This is a genomic window from Acinetobacter sp. Lyrl_1, assembly GCF_051948795.1.
In the GTDB taxonomy this organism is placed as follows: Bacteria; Pseudomonadota; Gammaproteobacteria; order Pseudomonadales; family Moraxellaceae; genus Acinetobacter; species Acinetobacter towneri.
The window spans coordinates 62,667-85,674 of the sequence record NZ_JAYJLK010000001.1 but is presented as its reverse complement, the minus strand read 5'-3'; the positions used below and the strand labels follow the sequence as shown (position 1 = coordinate 85,674).

General features: G+C 42.0%; 17 protein-coding genes and 8 tRNA genes. 17 read left to right on the top strand and 8 right to left on the bottom strand.

Annotated features, from left to right (window positions below; all coding sequences use genetic code 11):
- Window positions 1–77: 77 nt before the first annotated feature.
- From VF675_RS00400 to VF675_RS00390, 3 genes are all read right to left on the bottom strand, one after another.
- On the bottom strand, window positions 78–3,182 hold the full coding sequence (locus tag VF675_RS00400) for an efflux RND transporter permease subunit (protein ID WP_440204586.1): 3,105 nt from the start codon (window positions 3,180–3,182) through the stop codon (window positions 78–80).
- Between the two features lie 63 nt (window positions 3,183–3,245).
- Complete coding sequence (locus tag VF675_RS00395) at window positions 3,246–4,379, bottom strand: efflux RND transporter periplasmic adaptor subunit (RefSeq protein WP_368782351.1); 1,134 nt, start codon at window positions 4,377–4,379, stop codon at window positions 3,246–3,248.
- 49 nt (window positions 4,380–4,428) lie between these two features.
- Window positions 4,429–5,073, bottom strand: coding sequence for a hypothetical protein (locus tag VF675_RS00390; RefSeq protein WP_154320463.1), 645 nt, complete (start codon window positions 5,071–5,073; stop codon window positions 4,429–4,431).
- A gap of 275 nt (window positions 5,074–5,348) precedes the next feature.
- Between VF675_RS00390 and pilG the strand changes: the two genes are divergently transcribed.
- The 6 genes from pilG (at window position 5,349) to VF675_RS00360 (ending at window position 13,998) form a co-directional block, all read left to right on the top strand.
- Window positions 5,349–5,732 (top strand): twitching motility response regulator PilG, encoded by a 384-nt coding sequence (pilG, locus tag VF675_RS00385; protein ID WP_004975524.1) that lies wholly within the window; start codon window positions 5,349–5,351, stop codon window positions 5,730–5,732.
- 32 nt (window positions 5,733–5,764) lie between these two features.
- Window positions 5,765–6,133 carry a response regulator gene (locus VF675_RS00380; protein WP_004975526.1) on the top strand — a complete coding sequence of 123 codons (369 nt, stop codon included), beginning with the start codon at window positions 5,765–5,767 and terminating at the stop codon, window positions 6,131–6,133.
- Between the two features lie 3 nt (window positions 6,134–6,136).
- Window positions 6,137–6,673 carry a chemotaxis protein CheW gene (locus VF675_RS00375; RefSeq protein WP_004975527.1) on the top strand — a complete coding sequence of 179 codons (537 nt, stop codon included), beginning with the start codon at window positions 6,137–6,139 and terminating at the stop codon, window positions 6,671–6,673.
- Window positions 6,674–6,719: 46 nt separating this feature from the next.
- Window positions 6,720–8,795, top strand: a complete 2,076-nt coding sequence (locus tag VF675_RS00370) for a methyl-accepting chemotaxis protein (RefSeq protein ID WP_131261507.1) — start codon at window positions 6,720–6,722, stop codon at window positions 8,793–8,795.
- 169 nt (window positions 8,796–8,964) lie between these two features.
- A complete protein-coding gene (locus VF675_RS00365) occupies window positions 8,965–13,536 on the top strand; it encodes a hybrid sensor histidine kinase/response regulator (protein ID WP_371970999.1) in 4,572 nt (1,523 codons plus the stop codon).
- A gap of 3 nt (window positions 13,537–13,539) precedes the next feature.
- Window positions 13,540–13,998, top strand: coding sequence for a hypothetical protein (locus VF675_RS00360; protein ID WP_004975530.1), 459 nt, complete (start codon window positions 13,540–13,542; stop codon window positions 13,996–13,998).
- Between the two features lie 81 nt (window positions 13,999–14,079).
- On the opposite strand, the gene dapE is transcribed toward VF675_RS00360, so the two are convergent.
- The 3 genes from dapE to VF675_RS00345 form a co-directional block, all read right to left on the bottom strand.
- Window positions 14,080–15,213, bottom strand: a complete 1,134-nt coding sequence (gene dapE, locus VF675_RS00355) for a succinyl-diaminopimelate desuccinylase (RefSeq protein ID WP_167846161.1) — start codon at window positions 15,211–15,213, stop codon at window positions 14,080–14,082.
- Window positions 15,214–15,354: 141 nt separating this feature from the next.
- Window positions 15,355–15,501 carry an entericidin A/B family lipoprotein gene (locus tag VF675_RS00350; protein WP_096901466.1) on the bottom strand — a complete coding sequence of 49 codons (147 nt, stop codon included), beginning with the start codon at window positions 15,499–15,501 and terminating at the stop codon, window positions 15,355–15,357.
- 120 nt (window positions 15,502–15,621) lie between these two features.
- Window positions 15,622–16,506, bottom strand: a complete 885-nt coding sequence (locus tag VF675_RS00345) for a DUF1853 family protein (RefSeq protein ID WP_180005966.1) — start codon at window positions 16,504–16,506, stop codon at window positions 15,622–15,624.
- A gap of 87 nt (window positions 16,507–16,593) precedes the next feature.
- Between VF675_RS00345 and VF675_RS00340 the strand changes: the two genes are divergently transcribed.
- From VF675_RS00340 to VF675_RS00290, 11 genes are all read left to right on the top strand, one after another.
- The gene (locus tag VF675_RS00340; protein ID WP_004968265.1) at window positions 16,594–16,974 is read left to right on the top strand and encodes a YbaN family protein; all 381 of its coding nucleotides are present in this window, start codon (window positions 16,594–16,596) and stop codon (window positions 16,972–16,974) included.
- Window positions 16,975–16,983: 9 nt separating this feature from the next.
- The gene (elsL, locus tag VF675_RS00335) at window positions 16,984–17,508 is read left to right on the top strand and encodes a cell wall-recycling L,D-carboxypeptidase ElsL (RefSeq protein ID WP_004968267.1); all 525 of its coding nucleotides are present in this window, start codon (window positions 16,984–16,986) and stop codon (window positions 17,506–17,508) included.
- Window positions 17,509–17,770: 262 nt separating this feature from the next.
- Window positions 17,771–17,846: transfer RNA gene (locus VF675_RS00330), tRNA-Val, on the top strand.
- Between the two features lie 26 nt (window positions 17,847–17,872).
- Window positions 17,873–17,949 (top strand) — tRNA-Asp (locus tag VF675_RS00325).
- 51 nt (window positions 17,950–18,000) lie between these two features.
- Window positions 18,001–18,077 (top strand) — tRNA-Asp (locus tag VF675_RS00320).
- A gap of 20 nt (window positions 18,078–18,097) precedes the next feature.
- A tRNA-Val gene (locus VF675_RS00315) sits at window positions 18,098–18,173 on the top strand.
- Between the two features lie 14 nt (window positions 18,174–18,187).
- A tRNA-Asp gene (locus tag VF675_RS00310) sits at window positions 18,188–18,264 on the top strand.
- A gap of 101 nt (window positions 18,265–18,365) precedes the next feature.
- Window positions 18,366–18,441, top strand: a tRNA-Val gene (locus VF675_RS00305).
- A gap of 65 nt (window positions 18,442–18,506) precedes the next feature.
- Window positions 18,507–18,583, top strand: a tRNA-Asp gene (locus VF675_RS00300).
- 101 nt (window positions 18,584–18,684) lie between these two features.
- A tRNA-Val gene (locus VF675_RS00295) sits at window positions 18,685–18,760 on the top strand.
- 94 nt (window positions 18,761–18,854) lie between these two features.
- On the top strand, window positions 18,855–19,316 hold the full coding sequence (locus VF675_RS00290; RefSeq protein WP_004977378.1) for a DUF2750 domain-containing protein: 462 nt from the start codon (window positions 18,855–18,857) through the stop codon (window positions 19,314–19,316).
- Between the two features lie 25 nt (window positions 19,317–19,341).
- On the opposite strand, the gene VF675_RS00285 is transcribed toward VF675_RS00290, so the two are convergent.
- Both VF675_RS00285 and VF675_RS00280 read right to left on the bottom strand, forming a co-directional pair.
- The gene (locus tag VF675_RS00285) at window positions 19,342–20,160 is read right to left on the bottom strand and encodes a YdcF family protein (protein WP_131261500.1); all 819 of its coding nucleotides are present in this window, start codon (window positions 20,158–20,160) and stop codon (window positions 19,342–19,344) included.
- Between the two features lie 167 nt (window positions 20,161–20,327).
- Window positions 20,328–22,946 carry a PepSY domain-containing protein gene (locus VF675_RS00280; protein WP_440204618.1) on the bottom strand — a complete coding sequence of 873 codons (2,619 nt, stop codon included), beginning with the start codon at window positions 22,944–22,946 and terminating at the stop codon, window positions 20,328–20,330.
- Between the last annotated feature and the right edge of the window lie 62 nt (window positions 22,947–23,008).

The window sequence follows — 23,008 nt, the reverse complement described above, 5'->3', positions numbered from 1 at the left end:
CCAGATTATACAATAAAAATCGGGCTAAACTTGCGTTAAAATTTAGCCCGAACGATTGTGTGACTTTGCGTGAGATTTTAAGAAATCAGTTTACGCGTTTGGCGTAACATAAAATTCTTAAAATCGTCTAAATAAGTGAAAATGACAGGTACGACCACCAAGGTGAGTAGGGTGGATGTAATTACACCGCCAATGACTGCGTGTGCCATAGGCGCACTTTGTTCGCCGCCTTCACCCAAGCCAAGTGCGAGTGGCACCATCCCCATCACCATTGCACTGGTGGTCATTAAAATAGGGCGTAAACGGGTTTTCCCTGCAGCTATAATTGCATCATAACGTGAATCGCCCTGATCCATGGCTTTTTTAATAAAATCAATTAGTAAAATCGCATTTTTGGTGACCAATCCCATCAGCATAATAATACCGATAATAGAAAACAGGTTCATGGTCGAGTTAAAAATAAACAGTGCCAAGAATACTCCAATCAACGATAAAGGTAGGGAAGCCATAATTGCTGCGGGGTGAATGAAACTGTTGAATTGCGAACCTAAAACAATATAAATAAACACAATAGACAGGGTAATTGCAGTCAGTGCATAACCTGCAGATTCAGCCATGTCAGCATTGGCGCCTTGTGTATCGAAGCTATAACCTGCGGGTAATTTAAAGTTATCCTGAATTTTTTGAATGTCGGCACCAATGTCACCTGCAGGACGTCCTGCGGTGTTGGCTTCGACCAAAACTTCACGGGCTAAATCACGACGGTTGATTTGTGCCGCACCTAAACTTTCCTCAAACTTCGCCACACTTGCCAAAGGCACTAAAATATTTTGTCCATTGGCATCAGTTTTTTTTGAAGTTAAATACATATTTTGCACATCGCTCGGCAAGCTACGATGGTTTTCTGTAAGTCGAACATTGACATCGTAGGTTTCACCACGTTCATCTTGCCAAGTGGTGACATCATCCCCCGCAATGAGTGGGCGGATAATATTGGCAATTTGATTCACCGATAGTCCTAAATCACTTGCAAGGACACGGTTAATATGAACACCTAATGTAGGTTTAGGGGCTTTTAGCGAGCTTTCTAAATCGACAATACCATCCACCTGAGCAATTTCTGTCATAAAGCGGTCAGAAATTTTTTGTAATTCTGCTAAATCGGGGCCTTTAATAGACACCATCACAGGTTTTTGCCCACCAGAAACCGTTTCATCGGCAGAGGCGACAGAGGTGATGGTGATGCCTGCAACACTTTGTAGACGCTGGCGGAATTCGTTATTGAGTTCGGTTAGCGTTTGTTGACGTTCATTACGTGGGCTGACAGTTACACGCAAATTAACATGATTTTTCCCGCGATCTGTTACGCTGTTAATGGCTCCGTAAGTCGCACGTACTTCAGGGTGTTGACGGATGATTTGATCTACTTGTTTTAATTTTGCTTGTGAATATTCAAGCGAGGCATCTACAGGTGTTTCAAATTTAATCCGAATTTCACCTTTGTCGGGTACAGGTACAAACTCTGTGCCAATCAGTTTGGATAATCCGAGTGCTGCAAATAATGAACCCACGGCAATCAATAAGGTGATAACGCGAAATCGTAGTGCTAATTTTAAAAGTTTTTCATAATGATGACTTAAATTGTCGAGTTTGTTGGAAATCCAGTTTAAGAAGCGTTTTACTCGTCCAGGTTTTTTATTGGGATTTGGTTTTTCTGCCCAGTGTGCAGAAAGCATTGGATCCAGCGTAAAACTGACAAACATGGAAATCAGTACGGCAGTACTGACGGTGACACCAAATTGATAGAAAAAGCGTCCGATAATTCCGCCCATAAATGCCACAGGTAAAAATACCGCCACAATGGTTAGGGTGGTTGCTAAAACTGCCAAGCCAATTTCTTTAGTACCATCCAAAGCAGCCCTGACATGGTCTTTGCCCATATCGGCATGACGCACAATATTTTCACGAACCACAATTGCATCATCAATCAATAAGCCAATACTGAGCGAGAGTGCCAGTAAGGTCATCATGTTGATGGTAAAGCCAAATGCCCAAATAAAGGTGAGTGTGCCGAGTAGGGCGATTGGCAGGGTCAATCCTGTAATGGCGGTAGAACGGAATGAACCAAGAAACAACAGTACAATCAGGACTGCCAGAATCGCACCCTCAATAATGGTGCGCGCTACATCACGGATACTGCCACGAATCCCTTTAGAAGAATCCACCACGACCTTTGCAGTCATGCCTACAGGTAGTTGGGTCTGAATACGTTCTAAGGTTTTGTAGGTGTTATCAACCACTTCAATAACATTAGAGTCTGAACTACGCAAGATATCGACAGCAACCGCAGTTTGCCCATTTAAAAATGCACTGGTTTCCAGCTCTGCCTGACTGTCTTGAATTGTGGCGACTTGTTTTAAAAAGATTGGCGCACCATTTTTATTGGCAATAATTAAATCGCCAAAAGCCAGAGGATGAATGACTTTGGATTGGATTTCGACCACCAATTCACTATTGGCTTGTTTGAGTGTGCCGCCAGGTACTTCAATATTTTCATCTTTGAGCGTGTTGATGACCTGATCCACACCCAGTCCAAAACTCATTAACTTTTGTGGATCTACCTCAATACGAATTTGTCGCTGTGCATCACCCAATAAATTAACAGTTCCGACACCAGACACAGTGCGCAGTTGCGGTACAACTTGTTGATCTAAATAGGAACTTAAATCACGCAAAGACATTTGTGAGGATTCAAACACAATCGACATGACTGCATTCGCAGTTGGGTCGTAGCGCTCCACCACAGGGTCTTGAATTTCATCTCGAAAGCCTGCACTGACAGACGAAATTTTATCGCGTACATCTTGTGCCGCCACTGCCGAAGGAACATCTAAATTAAACTCGGCAATAATAGTAGATAACCCTTCACTGGATTGTGAAACCAGTTGTTTGAGTCCAGAAATGGTGTTGATCTGATCTTCCATTTTCTTAGTGATTTCAGATTCAACTGTTTCAGGTGATGCACCCGGATAACTGGTATAAACCACTACAAACGGAAAATCGACGTCAGGAAATTCTTCCACGCCCATACGTTGCCATGAAGCCAAGCCAAGCACCATTAGACAAAACATCATCATGATGGTAAAAACGGGATACTTGACGCTAACTCGGGTAAACCACATAACAACGATCCTGATTTTTTATTTATTGGACATCTGCACTACTGCATTGAGATGAAATTCAATTTATTGAGGGTTATTTTGAATGATCACCTGCTGCTGAATTTGATCGGGGTTGAACACCACTCGACTGACTAGATCACTGCTCTGTAAGCCTTGAATCACAGCAGTATTGTCACTATAGCGCTGTTCTAAAACTGTGATATCCACGCGGGCAATTTTTTGATCTCGAATCACCCAAACATAAGGTTTGTTTTGGATATCGTGAATGGTATTGAGTGGGATGATTTGCCCTGAAATTTGATTGCTTGCCAAAATATGACCATCTACAAAAGCACCAATACTGAGTGAGGGGAGGGCTTCTAATGGAGTGGCAAAAAACTCAATTTGACGACTGGCTAAATCTGCCACTGGGGAAACGCGGCTAATTTGTGCATTAAATGTGTTTGCTTGCCCTTGGAGTTGATATTCAATTTTTTGACCAATTTTGAGTGCGGCTTGTAAGTCGCTTGGTAATTTGGCTTGAATTTCTAATTGGTTCGGATCGACGACTTCAAATAAGGTTTGTCCTGCAGCCACAGTTTGCCCAGGCTCAACCTGACGTTGGGTAATGACACCGTGAATTGGACTGGTAATCGTGCCATCCTGATCGGCTTTTAGTGCAATATCGACATTGGCTTGTTGGGCGCGTACATTTTCCATTTGCGCACGATAATCTAACTGACTTTGCTCATATTCCACTTGTGAAATAAAACCCTGATCGAGCAAACGTTTTTTTCGTTGCATCATGTTGTGGGCTTGGTTGGCTTGCGCTTGCGTTGCAGCTAAATTGGCGCGAGCTTGTGCTAAACGCGCAGCATTATCCTGATTATTTAAGCGTAGCAAGGTTTGACCACGTTGTACGCTATCGCCCACTTTGACATAGACTGAAGTTGCTGTGGCAGTCACCTGTGCTTGAATACTACTTTGATTGACTGCACGCACTGTGCCTGTAAAGGCAGTTTTACTGATTGCGCTGCCTTGTTGTGGTGTCACTAAATCTTGCTGAATGAGTTCAATTTTTTCTGATACTGTTGTTTTATTTTCAGTTTCTGTTTTTTGGCAGGCACTCAGCAAAATACATAAGCCGATTGCACCAATACGAAAAATGGGTAAATGCTGCCGATTAAACCTAACTGCGATACGCTGTGCAATGTGCATGCATATTTGTCCTTATTGATTGCCAAAATGACAAGGTAATTCAAATCAACTATTCAAGTGCTTTTAAGCGAGTAATAATTCTGTCGTATTCTGCTTGTGTATTTCGATAGCTTGTTTGTAAAGATTGAATCATATCTTTTTTAAGCTCGATGTTTTTTAAGTTATTGTCCAAATTGGTTTTTAGTTGTGCAGGCACAGGTTTGACCTTGCGTAAATACTCCATTTCTTGACGTTTAAAAGTAATACGGTCATTTTGCAGCTGTTTGAGTTGTTCTTGTTGGAAAATAATTTGCTTTTTAATATGTGCTAAAGCGTTATTACGTTTAGTGATTGCGGTTTGACTATTGGTATAGGCTTTTTTTAAACGCTGATCAGATTCCATTTGATACGCTTGAGCAGCACGTTGTGGGGCTTTTTTAATATCCATTTCAGTGTTGTATGGACGTGCGCGCTGAATCACTTGCATGTTACGGTCTAATGCTTCATAGCCATGACGAATATGATTAGGTGTCACATTACTACTAATATTTGCAACGCCATGTTGATCATAATAGCGATACCACACCGCTTTGTTCTGGCTGTCAGCCATGAGTGGGGCAGAGGACAAGAGCAGTAAAGCAAGCATGCCCAATTTAAGTGACTGCTTATTTTGTTTTAATTTGACAGCGAGTGATTTTGCAAAAAAAGTGCTCACGTTGTCCCCCACAATAAAGTTGACTAAATTACTTAAATTACACGTAATAATAGTGTTATATTAGATCAAAATTAGGAATTAAAAAAATACAACCGATAAAAAATATCAATGGTCACAAGAAAGTGTGAGCGGTTTGGTGATAATGGTGTAAAAGTGTAGATTTACACTAAATATGTTCATTGAAACTACAAGTAAAGATATGTTAAAAATACGATCAATGTGTAAGATTTTTCTACTCAGTTGCTTGTACAAACAAAAATGGGAAGGGTCATTGAATGGACGATAAATTCCAAAATCTAAAAGTCATGGTGATTGATGATTCAAAAACCATTCGCCGTACAGCTGAAACACTTCTGCAGCGTGAAGGTTGTGAAGTGGTTACCGCAGTTGATGGATTTGAAGCTTTATCCAAAATTGCAGAATCAAATCCAGATATCGTATTCGTAGATATTATGATGCCACGCCTAGATGGTTACCAAACGTGTGCCTTAATTAAAAACTCGCAAAACTACCAAAACATTCCTGTCATTATGCTATCAAGTAAAGATGGTTTATTTGACCAAGCTAAAGGACGTGTCGTGGGTTCTGATGAGTATCTGACTAAACCATTTAGTAAAGATGAATTATTAAACGCCATTCGTAACCACGTGACCGCATAATTATTAGTTAGTTAGATTTATTGGGGAAAATAATGGCTCGTATTCTTATTGTAGATGATTCACCTACAGAAACATTCCGCTTTAGAGAAATCTTGACCAAGCATGGTTTTGAAGTCATTGAAGCAGCGAATGGTGCAGATGGCGTGACCATGGCGCAAGCTGAATTACCAGATTTAGTATTAATGGATGTGGTTATGCCAGGCGTGAATGGCTTTCAGGCAACACGTCAAATTTCGCGTGGTGACACCACCAAACACATTCCAATTGTAATTGTGAGTACCAAAGATCAGGCAACTGATCGTGTTTGGGGGAAACGCCAAGGTGCGAGCGATTACTTAACTAAGCCTGTTGACGAAAAACAATTAATTGATGTGATTAATCAACACCTTAATGCAGGATAAGCTATGGCTGCAAATGGTTTTATTGAATTGCTTCGGTTATCTAAACGTGGAAACAAAAACTACGTTAGTACCGAAAATGAGGTAAACCGCTGGTCAGGCATTGCTTTTGAGATGATGGGGCAATATTTCGTTGCTCCATTAGGAGAAGTTTCTGAGGTTATTTATCCACCGAAATATACGCCAGTGCCAAATACCCAACCTTGGGTAGTAGGTTTAGCGAATATTCGCGGAAGATTACTTTCAGTTTCAGATTTGGCACATTATGTTTCTGGGCAAAGCAGCCAATATTCACCTACTCAAAAAGTAATGTGTATTAGTCATAATGACCATTATGTCGGTTTAGTTGTAGATCAAGTTTTGGGTATACAGCACTTTAATAAGAAAAGTTTCTTTTCTAAACACAATGATTTAGATAGTAATTTACAAGAATATTGTCAGGGGTATTTTCACCAACATAACCAACAATGGCATGTTTTCTTATTTAGTCGTTTATTGCAAAACCCAAAATACATGAACGCATCTATAAAATTTATAAATTAACTGTCGCGCACCTAAAAAATGAAGGCGTCAATCGGGGAGAAGCTGCATGGGCTTTAAACTTAAAAAGAAAAATTCAGGCGAAGAAACCGTCCGTAAAGCAAGTGGTCCAGGTTTTTTTGCAAAATTACAGGCGCGAACAGAAGAGTTTGCGAGTGTATTTGGCGAAACAGAAAAATCTAAGCCACTTATTTTAGGCGCAGCTTTTTGTATCATCTTATCGCTTTTCCTGTTGTTATACCTTTTTTATAGCGTGCCGCGTAATAACGATTTTACCCGTAGTTTGGGTGATTTACGTCTGTTGTCACAAACCATTTCACGTCAAGCAACTGAAGCGACTGCATCAGGTACGCCTGAATCTATTAAAAACTTAACAGATTCACAAAAAGCCTTTGCTGCAAACTTAGAAACAGTGAAAGATATTCATGCTAGCACAGATACACTGCGTGAAGTGGAAACACAGTGGAAATCGGTTTCTGAAAATATTGATTTGATTGCTTCGCAACAAAAAATCATTAACCAACTCTATGACACCAACATTGCAATTGGTGAAACCATTCCGGGTATTCAGGCTGAATATAACTTGATGGTTGACCAAATGGCACGTCAAGACATGCCAAGTAGCCAGGTGGTTATTGCAAAGAACCAAGTATTCATTGCAGAACGTATTTTACGTTCAATCAGTTCTGTATTAACAGGTACAGACAGTTCACGTGAATCTGCAGATGACTTTAGTGCCGATACCGAAACGTTTGGTGCTTACTTGGCAGCACAGTTAAATGGTAGTGTGGAACTTGGTGTACAACGTATTACTCAAGAAGATTTACGTAGTTCATTAGAAGGTATTCAAGCAGAATATGAAGATGTATTGAAATCTGCTGCTGCAACAGTTTTAAATAACTCAACACAAATTGTAAAAGTACGTCAGGCATCATCTTCTATTTTTGATCAGTCAGATAAGCTTTTAACCAATTTAAATAAATTGTCTAGCGGTTCAGGTTGGTCTATTGCAATTCCTGCAATTGGCTTAATTGCAGCATTACTTGCGTTCTTATTCTGTGTATTCAAACTCTTGAACTTACGTGGTGAAGCCGATAAAACTCGCGTGGTTCGTCTACAAGATGAATATGACCGTAACCAGAACGCGATTTTACGTTTACTTGATGAGATTGCCGACCTTGCGGATGGTGACTTACGTTCATACGCAACAGTATCGGAAGACTTCACGGGTGCCATTGCCGACTCGATTAACTTCGCAATTGACCAATTACGTGACCTTGTATCGCGTATTCACGAAACATCGCACGAAGTTGCACAATATACGGCAACCACACAGAACATTACCAACCAGCTTGCTGAAGCATCTGAGCATCAGGCGCAAGAAATTGCAGGTGCATCTGCCGCAATTAACGAAATGGCAATGTCAATTGACCAAGTATCTGCCAACGCTGAAGAATCAGCAGCGGTAGCAGAACGTTCAGTACATATTGCATCGAATGGTGCAGACGTTGTAAACCGTTCAATTGAAGGTATGGATATCATTCGTGAGCAGATTCAAGAAACCTCTAAGCGTATTAAGCGTTTGGGTGAATCTTCACAAGAGATTGGTAACATCGTTGCCTTGATTAACGATATTGCCGACCAAACTAACATTTTGGCATTAAACGCAGCAATTCAGGCGTCTATGGCGGGTGAAGCAGGTCGTGGTTTCGCAGTCGTAGCCGACGAGGTACAGCGTCTAGCGGAACGTTCAGCATCTGCAACTAAACAGATTGAAACACTGGTTAAAACCATTCAGACTGATACCAACGAAGCCGTAATTTCGATGGAACAAACCACATCGGAAGTTGTACGTGGTGCGAACTTATCTAAGGATGCGGGTGTTGCACTGGATGAAATTCAAACGGTATCAACCAACCTTGCGAAATTGATTTCTAACATTTCGGACGCTGCAAAACTTCAGTCTGCTTCTGCAGGTCACATTGCAACCACGATGAACGTTGTACAGGAAATTACCTCGCAAACGACCAGTGCAACTTTCGATACTGCACGTTCGGTATCTGAGTTGGCCAACATGGCAGAATCATTACGTGAATCTGTAACTGACTTTAAACTACCTGAATAAGCGGGATTCCAGCTTGGGGAAAGGTGTACCTATACACTGTTATGGGTACACCATCATTCAGAGATAAAGCATCGCAAAGATGAACTTAACTTTTGGGTTAGGGGCATTCAGGATGGTTACAATTAAGTTGAAGTGCCTTTTGGTGCTGAAAACGTAAGAAGCCTTAGCTATGAAAGAAATATTAAAAAATTTAGTCGGAACAATGACGCTTCCTGAAGATAGTTATCTTGAGCAAGATGCGGAAATTCTTGAAATTTTTGTCGAAGAAATTGAAGAAATCTTCGAAGAATTAAATCCATTATTTACAACTTGGTTTGCGAACCCAACAGATCAAGAAACTTTAGTGACTATTCGTCGTCACTTTCACACTTTAAAAGGCTCGGGTCGCATGGTGGGTGCGAAGTCTGCGGGCGAATTGGCATGGACGGTTGAAGATACTTTAAACCGTGTGCTTTCGGGTGCGGTAACACTCAATACTGATATTCAAAAATACGCAAAAACTGTTTTAAATATTTATCAATACAAGCTTTATCCAATTTTTAAACAAGTCGGTTTAATTGATCTTGATTTACGCCCATTAGTGCTTTTAGGACAACAATTACAGCAAAACCAAAGTCCTGAACCTGCATTGGAAGAGTTGCTGATTTTAGCGGATCAACTGACTGCAACTGATATGCCGACAGGACTAGAATTGGCGGATGCTGCAGTTGAAACAGCAGTAGTCACAGCAGTTGAATCATCTGAAGATGTTATAACTGCTGAAGAAATGCCGCAGACAGAAGTTGCACAAGAAGAGGCTGCTGATGCGAGCCTATTGGCTGAAACTCTGGCTATTTTTGTGGAAGAAGCTGAAGAGCATTTAGCAACAATTGATCAGTTCTTGGCGCAAGATCAGATTCACTCACAAGACTATAATGGCTTAATTCGTGCTTTACATACACTGCGCGGCAGTTCGTCTATGGCGCAAATTGATCAAGTTTTTCAAGCCAGTTCTAAAGTTGAAAACTTGTTTAAAACATTTGTGCAAGATGAAATTGAATCCACCTCTAAAGAAACTGCGCTGTTGGTGCAATATGCAGAATTTGTCCGTGATTATCTGCATGTGCTTCGTCAAGGTCACTGTGATGGTTTAGATGTTATCTACGCAACTTTTAATAAAGCATGGGATAGCTATGGGTTTAGCACCAGCGATACGGAAGACTCCAACCCTCAAGGTTTGGTGTCGAAACTTATTGAACTGAATATTGATCGTTTACTTGATGCCGAATTTGAGTTTGATAAATTGGCGCAAGCGCAATTCCCAAGCTATTTAGAAGAACTCAGCGCACAAGCACAATTATTGGTAGAGCATACCGATAACCGTGCGTCTGTGGGTATCCATCAATTTACTGAAGAACTTAAAGCCGCTTACGACAGTGTTTTAGCCAAGCCAATCTTGCTTAACTCTGAATATGGTTATGAGTTGTTTGCACAGGCGCACCAAGAGTTTATTCATTTATTCGATACTTTGGCTGCGGGACAGCGTGTTACGGTTACAGAAGACATTCAGAAAACCTTAAATGACTTAACTGCATTTGTGCAGCAAGACATTGATGCAAATGTATTGGAAGATGTTGAAACATCAGAGAGCAACAATGCTGTGGAAACAACAGTTGTTGCAGAACCTGAAGCGGCACCAGTTGCAGTTACTGGCGAAAGTTCGGGCACTGTGAATTTGGCACAATTGTCACAACGTATTGCATCAGATCAACAAAACATGCATGCCTATGATGCCAATAAAGACTTCGATCCTGACTTGCTGGATATCTTCTTGGAAGAAGCAGAAGAGCTTTTGGTGGGTATGGATGAAGATGTTAATACTTGGTCAAAAGACGCCAGCGATACTTCGGCATTAAATAACTTAATGCGTTATTTGCACACTTTGAAAGGTGGCGCAAATATGATTTCTGCGACGCATATTGGTTTAATTGCACACAACCTCGAGTCGATTTACGAGCGTATCATTAACAACCAAATTGTTGTTTCACCTGCGTTAATTCAAATTATTCGTTTGGTGCAAGATGATATTGCAGACCGTATTCAGACCATTCGTGATGAGCGTGTAGACTATGCAGCACCAGAGTCAATTGCGATTTTAGGCAACATTGTTAGCTTGGCACAAGGCGATGCAGATGCGTCAGTCGCAGGTGCAGCAACCGCTGCGCAGCCTGAACAGGCTGTTGAAGCAGAAGAAGTTGATGCACAGCCTGAGTTCGCGGCAGAAGCGTTGCAAGACACGACTGCAAATTTAGCTGAAAATGACGCAGTTATTGCTGATGATGCACATCTTGAAGACACCGCTGCTGCGGCATTTGAACCGATCACAGAAACTGCAAGTCTTGAAGCAAGTGCTGAATCTGAAGATGAGCAATTACATTCAATTGTGGTTGAAACTTTCCGAGAAGAAGCGGAAGAAATTTTGGATGCTGCAGATCAGCGTTTGAAACAATGGTTTGAACAGCGTAGTGACCGTAGTATCTTGCTTCAATTACAACGTGCGGCGCACAGCTTAAAAGGCGGTGCACGTATGGCTGAAATTGAGCCTGTTGCGCAAATTGCCTATCAACTTGAAAGTGCCTTTGAACAGTTTGCGGTGCATCAATTTAACTCAAATGTTTATGATGCCTTGTTGCAAACCACGTTAGCGTGGTTACGTGATGCAATTTTCAAAGCAGATTACAGCAATTATGACAGCTTAAAATCTAGCTTGTCGGCAATGCAGTTTGTGGATGTATCTGCACAATTGCCTGAGCGTTTAACGCATACCGACTTGTTATCGCCAAGCCGTAGTTATGAGTTTGTTCAGGGTGATGGTACAGAGCCGCCTGCAATGTCGGGTGAGTGGGGCGAAACCACACAGCTGGATAATAGCAATGAGATGATTCGTATCTCGGCCGATTTAGTCGAGAAGATGATTGACTTGTCAGGCGAGAACTCGATTAACCGTTCACGTATTGAAATGGAGCTTGGGCAACTGGGCGGTACGTTGAATGAGATGGAATTGGCGATTAAACGTCTTGCCGATCAGTTACGTCGAATGGAAGGCGAGCTGGAATCGCAAATTATTGCCAAGCACGGTTCTGAAAACTCACGTTATGCAGACTTTGACCCATTAGAGATGGATCAATATTCATCGTTGAATCAGTTGTCTAAATCTCTGGCGGAATCTGCATCGGACTTGGTGGACTTTAAGAGCACCTTGGCTGAAAAAATTCGTGATGCTGAAGGTTTGTTATTACAACAATCACGTATTCAGGCCGAAATTCAAGAAAGCTTGATGCGCACACGCCTTGTACCATTCTCACGTTTATTGCCACGTTTACAACGTATTGTGCGTCAGACTTCATCGACCTTAAACCGTCCAACAGAATTGGTGGTTTATAACACTGAAGGTGAATTAGACCGTACCATTCTAGAGCGTTTGGTGACACCGTTTGAACACATGCTGCGCAACGCGGTTGACCATGGTATTGAAGACCCTGCACAACGTGCTGCAGCCAATAAACCTGAAGTTGGTAAAATTGAACTGAACATTACTCGCCAAGGCACAGATGTTATGGTGACTTTTGTGGATGATGGTAAGGGTATTGATGATGCTAAGATTAAAGAAAAAGCATTGAGCTTAGGTTTAATCAAAGCCGATCAGAATTTAGATAAAAATGAAATTCTGCAATACATTTTCCACCCAGGCTTTACAACAGCACAATCGGTTACACAAATTTCAGGTCGTGGCGTTGGTTTAGACGTGGTGCAAAGTGAGATTAAGGCGCTCGGCGGTCACGTTTCTGTAGATTCAACATTAGGTCAAGGCACAACCTTTAGTATTCGTGTACCAACGACGGTTGCGGTATCCGATGCCTTAATGGTTAAAGTTGGTGATCAACAATTTGCTGTACCGTTGGCGCAAATTGACCGTATTGTACGTATTGCACCAACCACTTTGGAATCTTACTTCAACAGCAATGAAGATTTCTTCCAAATTGACAACCAGAACTACAAGTTACGTTACTTATCTGAGTTCGTTGGCAATCAGCCATTACCGCGTTTAAGCCATGTGGGTCATTCACTACCTGTTCTGTTAATTAAAGGCAGCACAGGTCAAACCATTGCTTTACTAGTCGATCAGTTGATTGGTTCGCGTGGTCAAATTGTTGTGAAACCAATTGGACAACAGTTCTCAAGCATTGGTGCAATTGCAGGCGCAACTATTTTGGGTGATGGTCAAGTTTGTTTGATTTTGGATGGTCAGAACATTGCCCGTCAAATTCTTGCAACGCAACGTACTAAACAAGCCAGCGATCAACGTGATAGCCAACGTCGTGATACACGCCGCTTAATTATGATTGTGGATGACTCAGTCACCGTACGTAAAGTAACTTCACGTATGCTTGAGCGTCAAGGTTATGACATCGTGACTGCCAAAGATGGTGTCGATGCCATGGAGCAGCTTGAAAACGTCAAACCTGACTTGATGTTACTGGATATTGAAATGCCACGTATGGATGGTTTTGAGGTGACTAACCTTGTACGCCACCACGACATGCATAGCAATCTGCCGATCATCATGATTACGTCACGTACAGGTGAAAAACACCGCGAACGAGCGTTTAGCTTGGGTGTGACGCACTACATGGGTAAACCGTTCCAAGAGGCAGAATTGCTTGCCAATATTGAACAATTATTAGCAGTTAGTCAGGGGTAAACGATGAGTCAGACGAATAGTCCAAATTTACTCGGGCAAATCAGTCAGCAAGAGCTGCAACATTTAATTACCGTATCTACCGGTTTTATTGATGCTTATATTGTTGAATGTCATGGTAAACAACCAATGCTGATACCTCAAAATATTGTGTTGTCAGCGCTGGATAACGCCACTCAAGTTAAAACTGTGGAATGGCACGAATCGCAATTGCCTGTTTATGCGGTCAATGACCCAGAGAAAAAAATGGGCGTGGCACTGGTTATTGAAGGCGATGAAATGGAGCAGCGTTTTGCTTTGATGTGCAATGAAATGCCTAAAACCCTGCGCTTGCGTATTTCTGAAGTGGTAGATGATGACCAGCAAACCACGACTGATCCTGCGGTATTCCAATATGTCCGTATGGGTGAGCAGGTCTTTCATGTGCCTAATTTGCAATACATTCAAGAAAATTTGACGATCTAAACGCAATTTTCTCCGTTGTAAAATAGAAAAGGAACTCAAATAGAGTTCCTTTTCTGCTTCATGCAACTAATCTTATTGGATTTAAGTTAGTAATCCTTCCAAAATCTGTTCATAAATTTCTGCCAATGGCTCTAAATCAGCCACATCAACATGCTCGTTAATTTGGTGAATGGTGGCATTGAGTACGCCTAACTCCAACACTTGTGCACCTGTCGGCGCAATAAAGCGACCATCAGATGTACCGCCACTGGTCGATAATTCTGTTTCAACACCTGTGACATTGCGAATGGCTTGACGTGCAGCATTAACCAATTCGCCCACAGGGGTTAAAAATGGCAAACCTGAAAGCGTCCACTCGATTTCATAATCCACTTGATGGCGATCTAAAATTTCCAAGACACGTGCTTTTAGCTCATCTGCAGTCACTTCAGTCGAATAACGGAAGTTAAAGGTCACCGTCATGTTACCTGGGACAACATTGGTCGCACCTGTTCCTGCTTGAATATTTGAAATTTGAAATGAGGTGGCAGGGAAGTATTCATTGCCATGATCCCACACCGTTTCACACAGTTCCGAAATCGCTTTAGACGCGGTATGAATCGGGTTAATTGCCAAGTGTGGATAAGCCACATGACCTTGTTTGCCTTTTACAGTCAAGACACCATTGAGCGAACCGCGACGCCCATTTTTAATAATATCGCCTAATTTATGGGTACTTGAAGGTTCACCTACCAAACACCAAGTCATTTTTTCCTGACGTGCTTCTAAAGTTTCAACGACTTTGACGGTGCCGTTAATAGAGGGGCCTTCTTCATCAGAAGTGATCAAAAAGGCAATTGAGCCTTTGTGATCAGGATGTTTGGCGACAAAGCGTTCAGAGGCAACCACCATGGCTGCCAATGCGGTTTTCATGTCGGCACTGCCACGACCATAAAGTTTGCCATCACGAATTTCAGGTACGAATGGATCGGTATTCCATGCGTTTAAATTGCCAGTTGGTACAACATCGGTATGACCTGCAAAGCAAAAGACTGGTGCTTCCGTACCTTTACGCGCCCAGAGGTTATCTACATCGTCAAAACGCATAGATTCAATCTTAAATCCAATTTTTTCTAAGCGTTCTGCCATGAGGTTTTGACAGTTGTGATCGACAGGAGTGACAGACGGTTGGCGTAAAAGCTGAAGGCTTAAATCCAGAGTAGCAGAAGAGGTCATGAGAGTTTCAGACGTTTATCAAGAGTAAGTGCTAATAATAGGGGAATAATGCAACAAAAGTGAAATTTTAGCGTGAAAAAACCTTGTCCGAGAACAAGGTTTTTTGTGGTTTTTGTGAAGATATTCCTGAAATACTCAGAATTATTTGCGAATTTCTTGTTGGGTTTTTTCAGCAGTATTACTCACCGCATGACCTGCAGAAGATACGTCTTCGCCCACGCCTTTAATTGTATTACAACCCGTTAAAACAAAGGCTAATAGTAGTGAAGTCGCTAGAATTTTTTTCATGATCATCTCCAATATGTTCTAGATAGATTATTTTGATGTGTTTTTTAGCTTAGGAAATAAACAGAATAATAAATAGGCAACTTTTATGGTGCTTACGTAATAAAGTGTTGAAACTGGTATTCAGCGTGTTAATGGTGGATAGCTAATCAGCGGTGCAGCACGATACATATAAAATTGTGAATGTGCCGCCCGATAATACAAGCCATCTCCCCACCATTGATTAGGATGGCTACTGGCTTGAGCATTTTGACAAATCCATTCATGACGTTGCAGGCGATAAAACTGTTCTGTTTGTGCAGGAATATCACTCCCCCAAAGACCTAAACGACGAGCGCGATTAACCCAGTATGGCACAAGTGTTGTAGATGATTGTGCCAAGTGATGTATGGCGAAATACAATTGTCCTTTGAGTACAGCAAAACGGCGTTGAATCGGCACATCCAAGGCTTGTTTAAATTGAAATTGCTTTTGACTAAAATGATTCAGTTTACGCGCTAAAGTATCGGAGCGGTTTAAACCATACCAGTGTGCCAAAGAGCAATCCGCTTCGGCTAAGTAGTATTTTAATGCGACTTCCCAGTGTTCAACCTGCTGCGTGTCATGGTTGTGCAGTAAAAAATCCAGTTCACCCACAGTTTTAGCACCATCAATAATTTGAATACTGTGCCCCAATAATTCGAAGGGATGATAGTCACGATCACGCAGCCAAAACCACATCAACATTTCAAAGCGTAAGCCTAAACGGGTACTTTTCAGTTGATTTAAAAAATCGTACACCGCTTCGGGATGTGAATCTAAATAGGCTAAACGTGATTGATAAGCGTGATAATGGTGTTGCCAAAAAGTATCTGAATGGAATTCAAAAGTATGTTGAATGGGCAATTGCTCAGGCACAGCACATAAAATATTCGGACTTGCCACACTAAAAGCCAACTGACGGATAAGCGGGGTTTTGTAGGTCAGCCATACTTCGGGCAGAAGCTCGGGTTGATGCAACTCAATCATTATGAATCCATGCTGAAAAATGCAGAATTACAACGGAAAATTAAAAAACGCTTTATACTACCGCAATTCGTAGTTTAGGACAGTGGTATGCAAAGCTTGTTATGGCGAAGTTTAGTGGTGATCTTTGTCATCCTTGGCTTTATTGGTGCATTGTTGCCGGGTATGCCTACTACAGTTTTTTTGATTTTAGCAGCTTGGGCATCGTCACGCGGTTGGCCGCAAATGGACAACTGGTTACTGAATCATCCTAAATATGGCAGTACACTCAGAGATTGGCGCGCCAATGGTACTGTACCGCGTAAAGCCAAATGGTTTGCAACGATCATGATGAGTATTAGTGCCGTGATCATGCTGTTCACAACTGCGCCCGTTGCGGTCAAAATTTTTACCAATACCACCATGTTGGTGGTGTGTATTTGGTTGTGGTTACGTCCTGAACCACAGCCGCCCACGAAAGAAGAAGAATAGGGTAGCGCAATGTCTTTTTTATACACACAAGCAGATATTTTGATTGATTTAGCCGAGCAAACTTTATATTTGCCGAAGCATCAGAAACTCTACGTCATCTCGAGTGGTGTGAATGGCATTGGTGAAACTGAAAATAGTGGTAAAACACCACGTGGCTGGCATGAAGTCGCTTTAAAATTTGGTGAAAATGAACCTGAAAATGCAGTATTTATTGCGCGTCAACCGACAGGTGAAATTTACAATTTAGATTTAGCTGAACAATTTCCTGAACGAGACTGGATTTTAAGCCGCATTTTATGGCTCAGTGGTTTGCAAGAAGGTTTTAATCAAGGCATCGGCTGCGATACTTTTCAGCGTTATATTTATATACATGGCACACCAGATACAGAGCCGATGGGAATTCCTGCATCGCATGGCTGTATTCGGATGCGTAACCACGATATTTTAGAATTGTATGAACTGATTCCAGAAAAAGCCTTGGTTTATATTTCTGAACACAAGCTAGATTTAAATAGCTTAGGTTTGCTTGGTTGATGGTGCGAGTCAATTGAATAAAGTTGTATCTATCACAACATAAAAAACCAATACATTGAGCAGGTAGAGTGCAACGCTAACAAGTTGAAAAGCACATTAATTTTGCTTGAAAACTAAAATAACTTGCAGAATTTGTTTGTTTTTATAGCGGATCACCTATTTTTTAATCACTCAGTCACAAAAAACTGAAAACAAGCCGAAAAGCGTTTGACAGGCGGTAAAGATTCTCTATAATGCACCTCACAAACGATAAAGACGTTAAGGGCGCTTAGCTCAGTTGGTAGAGCGTCTGCCTTACAAGCAGAATGTCGGCGGTTCGATCCCGTCAGCGCCCACCAAGCCTTTACGTTATAGATTCTTACGTGCAGCGGTAGTTCAGTTGGTTAGAATACCGGCCTGTCACGCCGGGGGTCGCGGGTTCGAGCCCCGTCCGCTGCGCCACTTAAGATTCTTTAACCATTGTTTGTACCACAATAGTGACTTTGTGTAAGTGCAGCGGTAGTTCAGTTGGTTAGAATACCGGCCTGTCACGCCGGGGGTCGCGGGTTCGAGCCCCGTCCGCTGCGCCATTTACATAAATTGCTTTTGAGGGCGCTTAGCTCAGTTGGTAGAGCGTCTGCCTTACAAGCAGAATGTCGGCGGTTCGATCCCGTCAGCGCCCACCAGATTCTTTTGCGATGCAGCGGTAGTTCAGTTGGTTAGAATACCGGCCTGTCACGCCGGGGGTCGCGGGTTCGAGCCCCGTCCGCTGCGCCATTCAAAAGAAAAGTTTAGGTTGCCTGATAGACTTAAACTGAAATAATGCAAAGTTTGACAGTTTTGCAAAATCAGAACAAAATATTGTTTTGATCTTATCAGGGCGCTTAGCTCAGTTGGTAGAGCGTCTGCCTTACAAGCAGAATGTCGGCGGTTCGATCCCGTCAGCGCCCACCATATTTTAGTATCTATGCTTGTCATATATACAAAAAAGACCTTAATTGCTTAACGCAATTACCGTTGCAGCGGTAGTTCAGTTGGTTAGAATACCGGCCTGTCACGCCGGGGGTCGCGGGTTCGAGCCCCGTCCGCTGCGCCATTTTTCATTCCCTGATGTGAAAAATGTATTTCAAAGTTCAAGACGACGTGCTTCGCTTGTCTTGCATCATAAAAAATAACGATGTTATTTTTTAATATTCAGGGCGCTTAGCTCAGTTGGTAGAGCGTCTGCCTTACAAGCAGAATGTCGGCGGTTCGATCCCGTCAGCGCCCACCATATCCTTTCATCCTCCTTTATCTTATATTTCTTGCGTATTGCACTAAATTCGCCTAGAATTTTTATTTAATAATAATACTAATATCCGTGACTTATGCGAAATCCTTATCAACGTAAAGCTGCATCTAAGCAAGCAACGCAAACTTATAATGCACAAGATATTTACAAGCAATTTATTGAAACCATTGTGTCTCAGGGGCATGTTTTTGCATTGTATGAAGATGGCTGGGCGCTCTGTGCCACGCCTACAGGGCAACGTGCTTTTGCAATGTGGCAAAATAAAAGTCTGGCAAAACTGTTAATTAAAGACAATTGGGCCAATTATCAAGTCGAAGAAATTTCACTGAAAGATTTTATTGAAAAAGTGATTCCATTTTTACGTCAGGAAGCCACCAATATTTCGATGAATCTAAGCCCAGAAGGGCAGAATGTATTGGTTGCCCCTGAAAAGTTATTGCTTGATCTAAAAAATTATTTGTATCAGGTATATATGCAAAAACCTGAATTTTTTAAAGATATGCAAATTCCTTTACCACGCTCGATACGTTTGAATTAAGCGATCTGCTTGCTAGATTTTATTTTTAATACTCATTCAGCAGCCAACCACTGATATAAGCAAAATACTCGCGTAACCATGCGTTATAGCGGGTATAGAGTGGTGTCGTTGCACTGAGCATGCTGAACTGTGTGTATCCTTGTCGTTTGGCAATGGCTGCTGCACGTGGTGTGTGAAAGTCGCTGGTGACAATTATAATCGGTTGGGTTTTATCTGTGCCTAATGTATGCAGCAAGGGCTGACTGTTTTTCAAATTAAGTGCCGTACTGGTGCTTTGGGTTTCCAAGATAATGTGTGATGCTGCAATTGCATAACGTTGTTGCAAATAATTAGACATCACCTGTGCTTCAGTGAGTTGTTCCGCAAATGCAGGGCCACCACTAACAATGAAATAACTTTGAGGATGCTCCAAGGCATACGCGGCTGCAGTATCCAGTCGTTTGGCGAGCGTGGGCGATGGTTGTCCATTTTCAATGCCACTGCCGAGTACAATCACCACTTTAGCATTGTTGGTTACAGTATTTTGCTGCTGTGTACTGAAATGAATATAAGTAAAAAAGATCAGCAGGCTGATGCACCACAGCCAAAATACGCCCCAACCGAATTTCCACAGCCAATCTAAGCGTGTATGTTGTTTTAAGTAGCTTTGAATCCAAGTATAGAAAATGGCATAACACAGCAGCATCATGCCTATTAAAACAGGTAAAACGGTGCCGAAATGAATTTTCTTTAAGCTGATGAGATAGGCACCATCCAATACTAAAATTAATCCAATTAGGCTACTCAATATTCTTTTAAATAGACTAAATTGTGTTTGTACGTGACTTGCTTGCATGCCTTGCATAATTTTATTGTACTGTGATGCTGTACAAACAGTATAGCCGAAGCTGCTGAAAAATTTTGCCTCAACTGAATTATGTTTCGGCTGAGGCTATGGATAAAACTTGGGTGAATTGCCAAGTTTTAGCTATAGAGCTACAGCGCAAGCCATTTAAAAAGTGTCAACAAATCCTAATACACATCTCGGCGATAACGTCCTTGCTGACGTAATTGTTCCAGTTGAGTCTCACCCAAAATATCTTTTAAGGCTTGGTCGACATCACTGGCCATGCCTTGAATGCTACCGCAGACATAAATCACGGCATTTTGTTCAATCCAGCGTTTTAATTCTTCAGCCTGTTCGCGTAACTTATGGTGTACATAGACTTTTTCGGCTTGATCACGGGAAAAGGCCAAATCAAGGCGTTGTAGCATACCTGTGCTTTGCCAAGCCTCGATGGTGTGCTGATAAAAGTAATCGTGCGCTTGCTGACGTTCACCAAAAAACAACCAGTTTTGGGTGTAATTCAGGCGGGTACGTGCATGCAATAAGCTCATTAATCCTGCAAGCCCTGTACCGTTGCCAATACAAATAATTGGGCGGTCATCATCAATTAAATGGAAAGATGGATTATTGCGAATGCGTAATGCGATATTTTGCCCAAGTGCAGCATGTGCAGTTAACCAACCTGAACCTAAGCCAAGCTCGCCTTGAGCATCGAATTTTTGACGCACCACAAGTCTTAAAACCTGTTGTGAAGGAATACTGGCAATTGAATATTCACGACTAGGCAAGGGTGAAAGTTGTGCCAATAATTCATCCGCAGTTTTAAATGTCTGAATTGGCGCGGTGAGGTCTTTATCTGCCAAAGCCTGTACTAAGGTTTGCTGACCATCAGCAAGAATTGTATTGGCATCGAGTTGATGCTGTTTTAAAAAGGCGTGAATCCGTGCAGTGCTGTTTTCAGGCTGAATTTCTGCAATATCACCTGCAGACCAATGCACATCATGTTGTGCTAACAGTTCAATATTGAAGGCGGGTGCGCCTAAACTGTTGGGATTTAGCAAGTCACGTTGCTGTAAGGTCCATGTATCAAAAGTTTTTTCGATATGCATACTTGGTAAGTCAAGTTGTGTGACCTGTACCAAAGCCTGATTCCAACGCTGTATGTCTGCAGGATTGGCATTATTTACTTCAATGGTATTGAACAAGGCATGTGCTTGATTACGTTGCAGCCATGCAGCAATCGTATGTCCAAAACGGCAGTAATGATCTGCATATTCACGTGAACCTAAAGCCAGTACTGCATAACGCAAATGACTCAGGTCACAGGTTTGCGGTAGGATTTTTTTCACAAAACTTGAGGTCAAATCGGGTGCATCACCTGTGCCATAGGTGCTGGCAATACATAACAGTTGGGTGGTGTTTTTAAGATCTTCAAGGCTGAGATGTTGCAGGGCTTTGACTGTGACAGGCTGATGTGCTTCTTGCAGACTAGTAGCGGTGCGCCATGCCAATTGTTCGGCAGTACCTGTTTGGCTGGCATAGACAATGAGCCAGTGTGCAGCATTTGGGTCGATCTGAAATTGAGTGTGGTTTTGACGTGCAGCAAGAGTCAAACGCTTTTGTTTACGACGTTTTAAATACAGCATCCAACCTGTGACGAAAAACAGCGGCATCATCAATGCAGAAAGCATGGCTAAAAATTGATAAACAGGCCCAAAGAAACTACCGCGATGCACAGGCAGCATACTGCTCATGATTTTTTCATTAAGCCGTTTGTCTACATATAATTCAAGTTGAGTAATACGTGCTTGTTGATAATCAAAAGTTGCGTTATTGCGGGCACGTTCATGTTGTGGAATGACATCGACAAAGTTAATTTCAATTTCACTATTGGCGTGTTTAGGCACATTAAAAGTGATACTGGAATAATCCTGCCCCAATTGCTGCGGGAAATGTTGCCATGCCTTCGTCAATGCCAGATTGATTTGTGCCTGATCCAGCGTATTCTGCTTGGCTGGTTTTGTAGTGTTTGCGCGGCGTCCTGCAGTTTGTGTTTGCGCAGCCTGATGAAGTGCTTGAGCATTTGAATTTACAGGTTTGTTGCGTCCATCTGCTTGCAATTGCGCTTGTGGTCTTTCCACACCCATGACTTTAAACATGCCATTGCGCCACCATTCATACGACCAATATAGTCCTGTGCATGCCAAAACTAGATAGAAAATCACCACCCACGTGCCGACTACCGCATGTAAATCCCAAATAAAATTACGTCCTTTTAATTGGGGTTTGAGTGCAAACCATTGTTTGAAAGAATGACGCTTCGGCCAGCGCAGGTAAATGCCACTTAGCACAAAGAACAACAACATGAGGGTACATGCCGCTGTAATTTGCTTACCAATAGGTCCTACGGTTAAATTACGGTGTAATTGCTGAATAAACTGGAAAAATTCACGTCCCCGAATTTCAGGCAACACTGCTGCCGAGTAAGGATTAATCAGGATATTTTGCCCACGTTTTGCGCCTTCTTTCGCAATATTGATGGTTGAAGATGCAGCAGGGTCTTTTGCAACGGTGATGCTATTAATTTTATAGTCAGGTTGGGTACGCTGAAAATGTTGATAAATTTCTGCAGGGCTCAGTTTGGTTTTCTGCTCAACTTGTACCTGATAACTGTTCGGATTCATCCATTTTAGAATTTCTTGTTCGTAGGAATAAATCGCACCTGTCACGCCCATGAGTGACAAGATCAGTCCTGCAGTAATACCAAGGAACCAGTGAATTTGGAAAAAGGCTTTCTTCAGCATAAGCGTTGGTTGTTGAGTATGAATTGTGATGCAGAATAATGCAGAGATGAAGTTAATGCAAA

Excerpts from the sequence above, each read along its gene's own strand:
- VF675_RS00400 (WP_440204586.1), bottom strand. The coding sequence starts at position 3,182 with ATGTGGTTTACCCGAGTTAGCGTCAAGTATCCCGTTTTTACCATCATG.
- VF675_RS00395 (WP_368782351.1), bottom strand. The coding sequence starts at position 4,379 with ATGCACATTGCACAGCGTATCGCAGTTAGGTTTAATCGGCAGCATTTA.
- pilG (WP_004975524.1), top strand. The coding sequence starts at position 5,349 with ATGGACGATAAATTCCAAAATCTAAAAGTCATGGTGATTGATGATTCA.
- VF675_RS00380 (WP_004975526.1), top strand. The coding sequence starts at position 5,765 with ATGGCTCGTATTCTTATTGTAGATGATTCACCTACAGAAACATTCCGC.
- VF675_RS00375 (WP_004975527.1), top strand. The coding sequence starts at position 6,137 with ATGGCTGCAAATGGTTTTATTGAATTGCTTCGGTTATCTAAACGTGGA.
- VF675_RS00370 (WP_131261507.1), top strand. The coding sequence starts at position 6,720 with ATGGGCTTTAAACTTAAAAAGAAAAATTCAGGCGAAGAAACCGTCCGT.
- VF675_RS00365 (WP_371970999.1), top strand. The coding sequence starts at position 8,965 with ATGAAAGAAATATTAAAAAATTTAGTCGGAACAATGACGCTTCCTGAA.
- VF675_RS00360 (WP_004975530.1), top strand. The coding sequence starts at position 13,540 with ATGAGTCAGACGAATAGTCCAAATTTACTCGGGCAAATCAGTCAGCAA.
- dapE (WP_167846161.1), bottom strand. The coding sequence starts at position 15,213 with ATGACCTCTTCTGCTACTCTGGATTTAAGCCTTCAGCTTTTACGCCAA.
- VF675_RS00350 (WP_096901466.1), bottom strand. The coding sequence starts at position 15,501 with ATGAAAAAAATTCTAGCGACTTCACTACTATTAGCCTTTGTTTTAACG.
- VF675_RS00345 (WP_180005966.1), bottom strand. The coding sequence starts at position 16,506 with ATGATTGAGTTGCATCAACCCGAGCTTCTGCCCGAAGTATGGCTGACC.
- VF675_RS00340 (WP_004968265.1), top strand. The coding sequence starts at position 16,594 with ATGCAAAGCTTGTTATGGCGAAGTTTAGTGGTGATCTTTGTCATCCTT.
- elsL (WP_004968267.1), top strand. The coding sequence starts at position 16,984 with ATGTCTTTTTTATACACACAAGCAGATATTTTGATTGATTTAGCCGAG.
- VF675_RS00290 (WP_004977378.1), top strand. The coding sequence starts at position 18,855 with ATGCGAAATCCTTATCAACGTAAAGCTGCATCTAAGCAAGCAACGCAA.
- VF675_RS00285 (WP_131261500.1), bottom strand. The coding sequence starts at position 20,160 with ATGCAAGGCATGCAAGCAAGTCACGTACAAACACAATTTAGTCTATTT.
- VF675_RS00280 (WP_440204618.1), bottom strand. The coding sequence starts at position 22,946 with ATGCTGAAGAAAGCCTTTTTCCAAATTCACTGGTTCCTTGGTATTACT.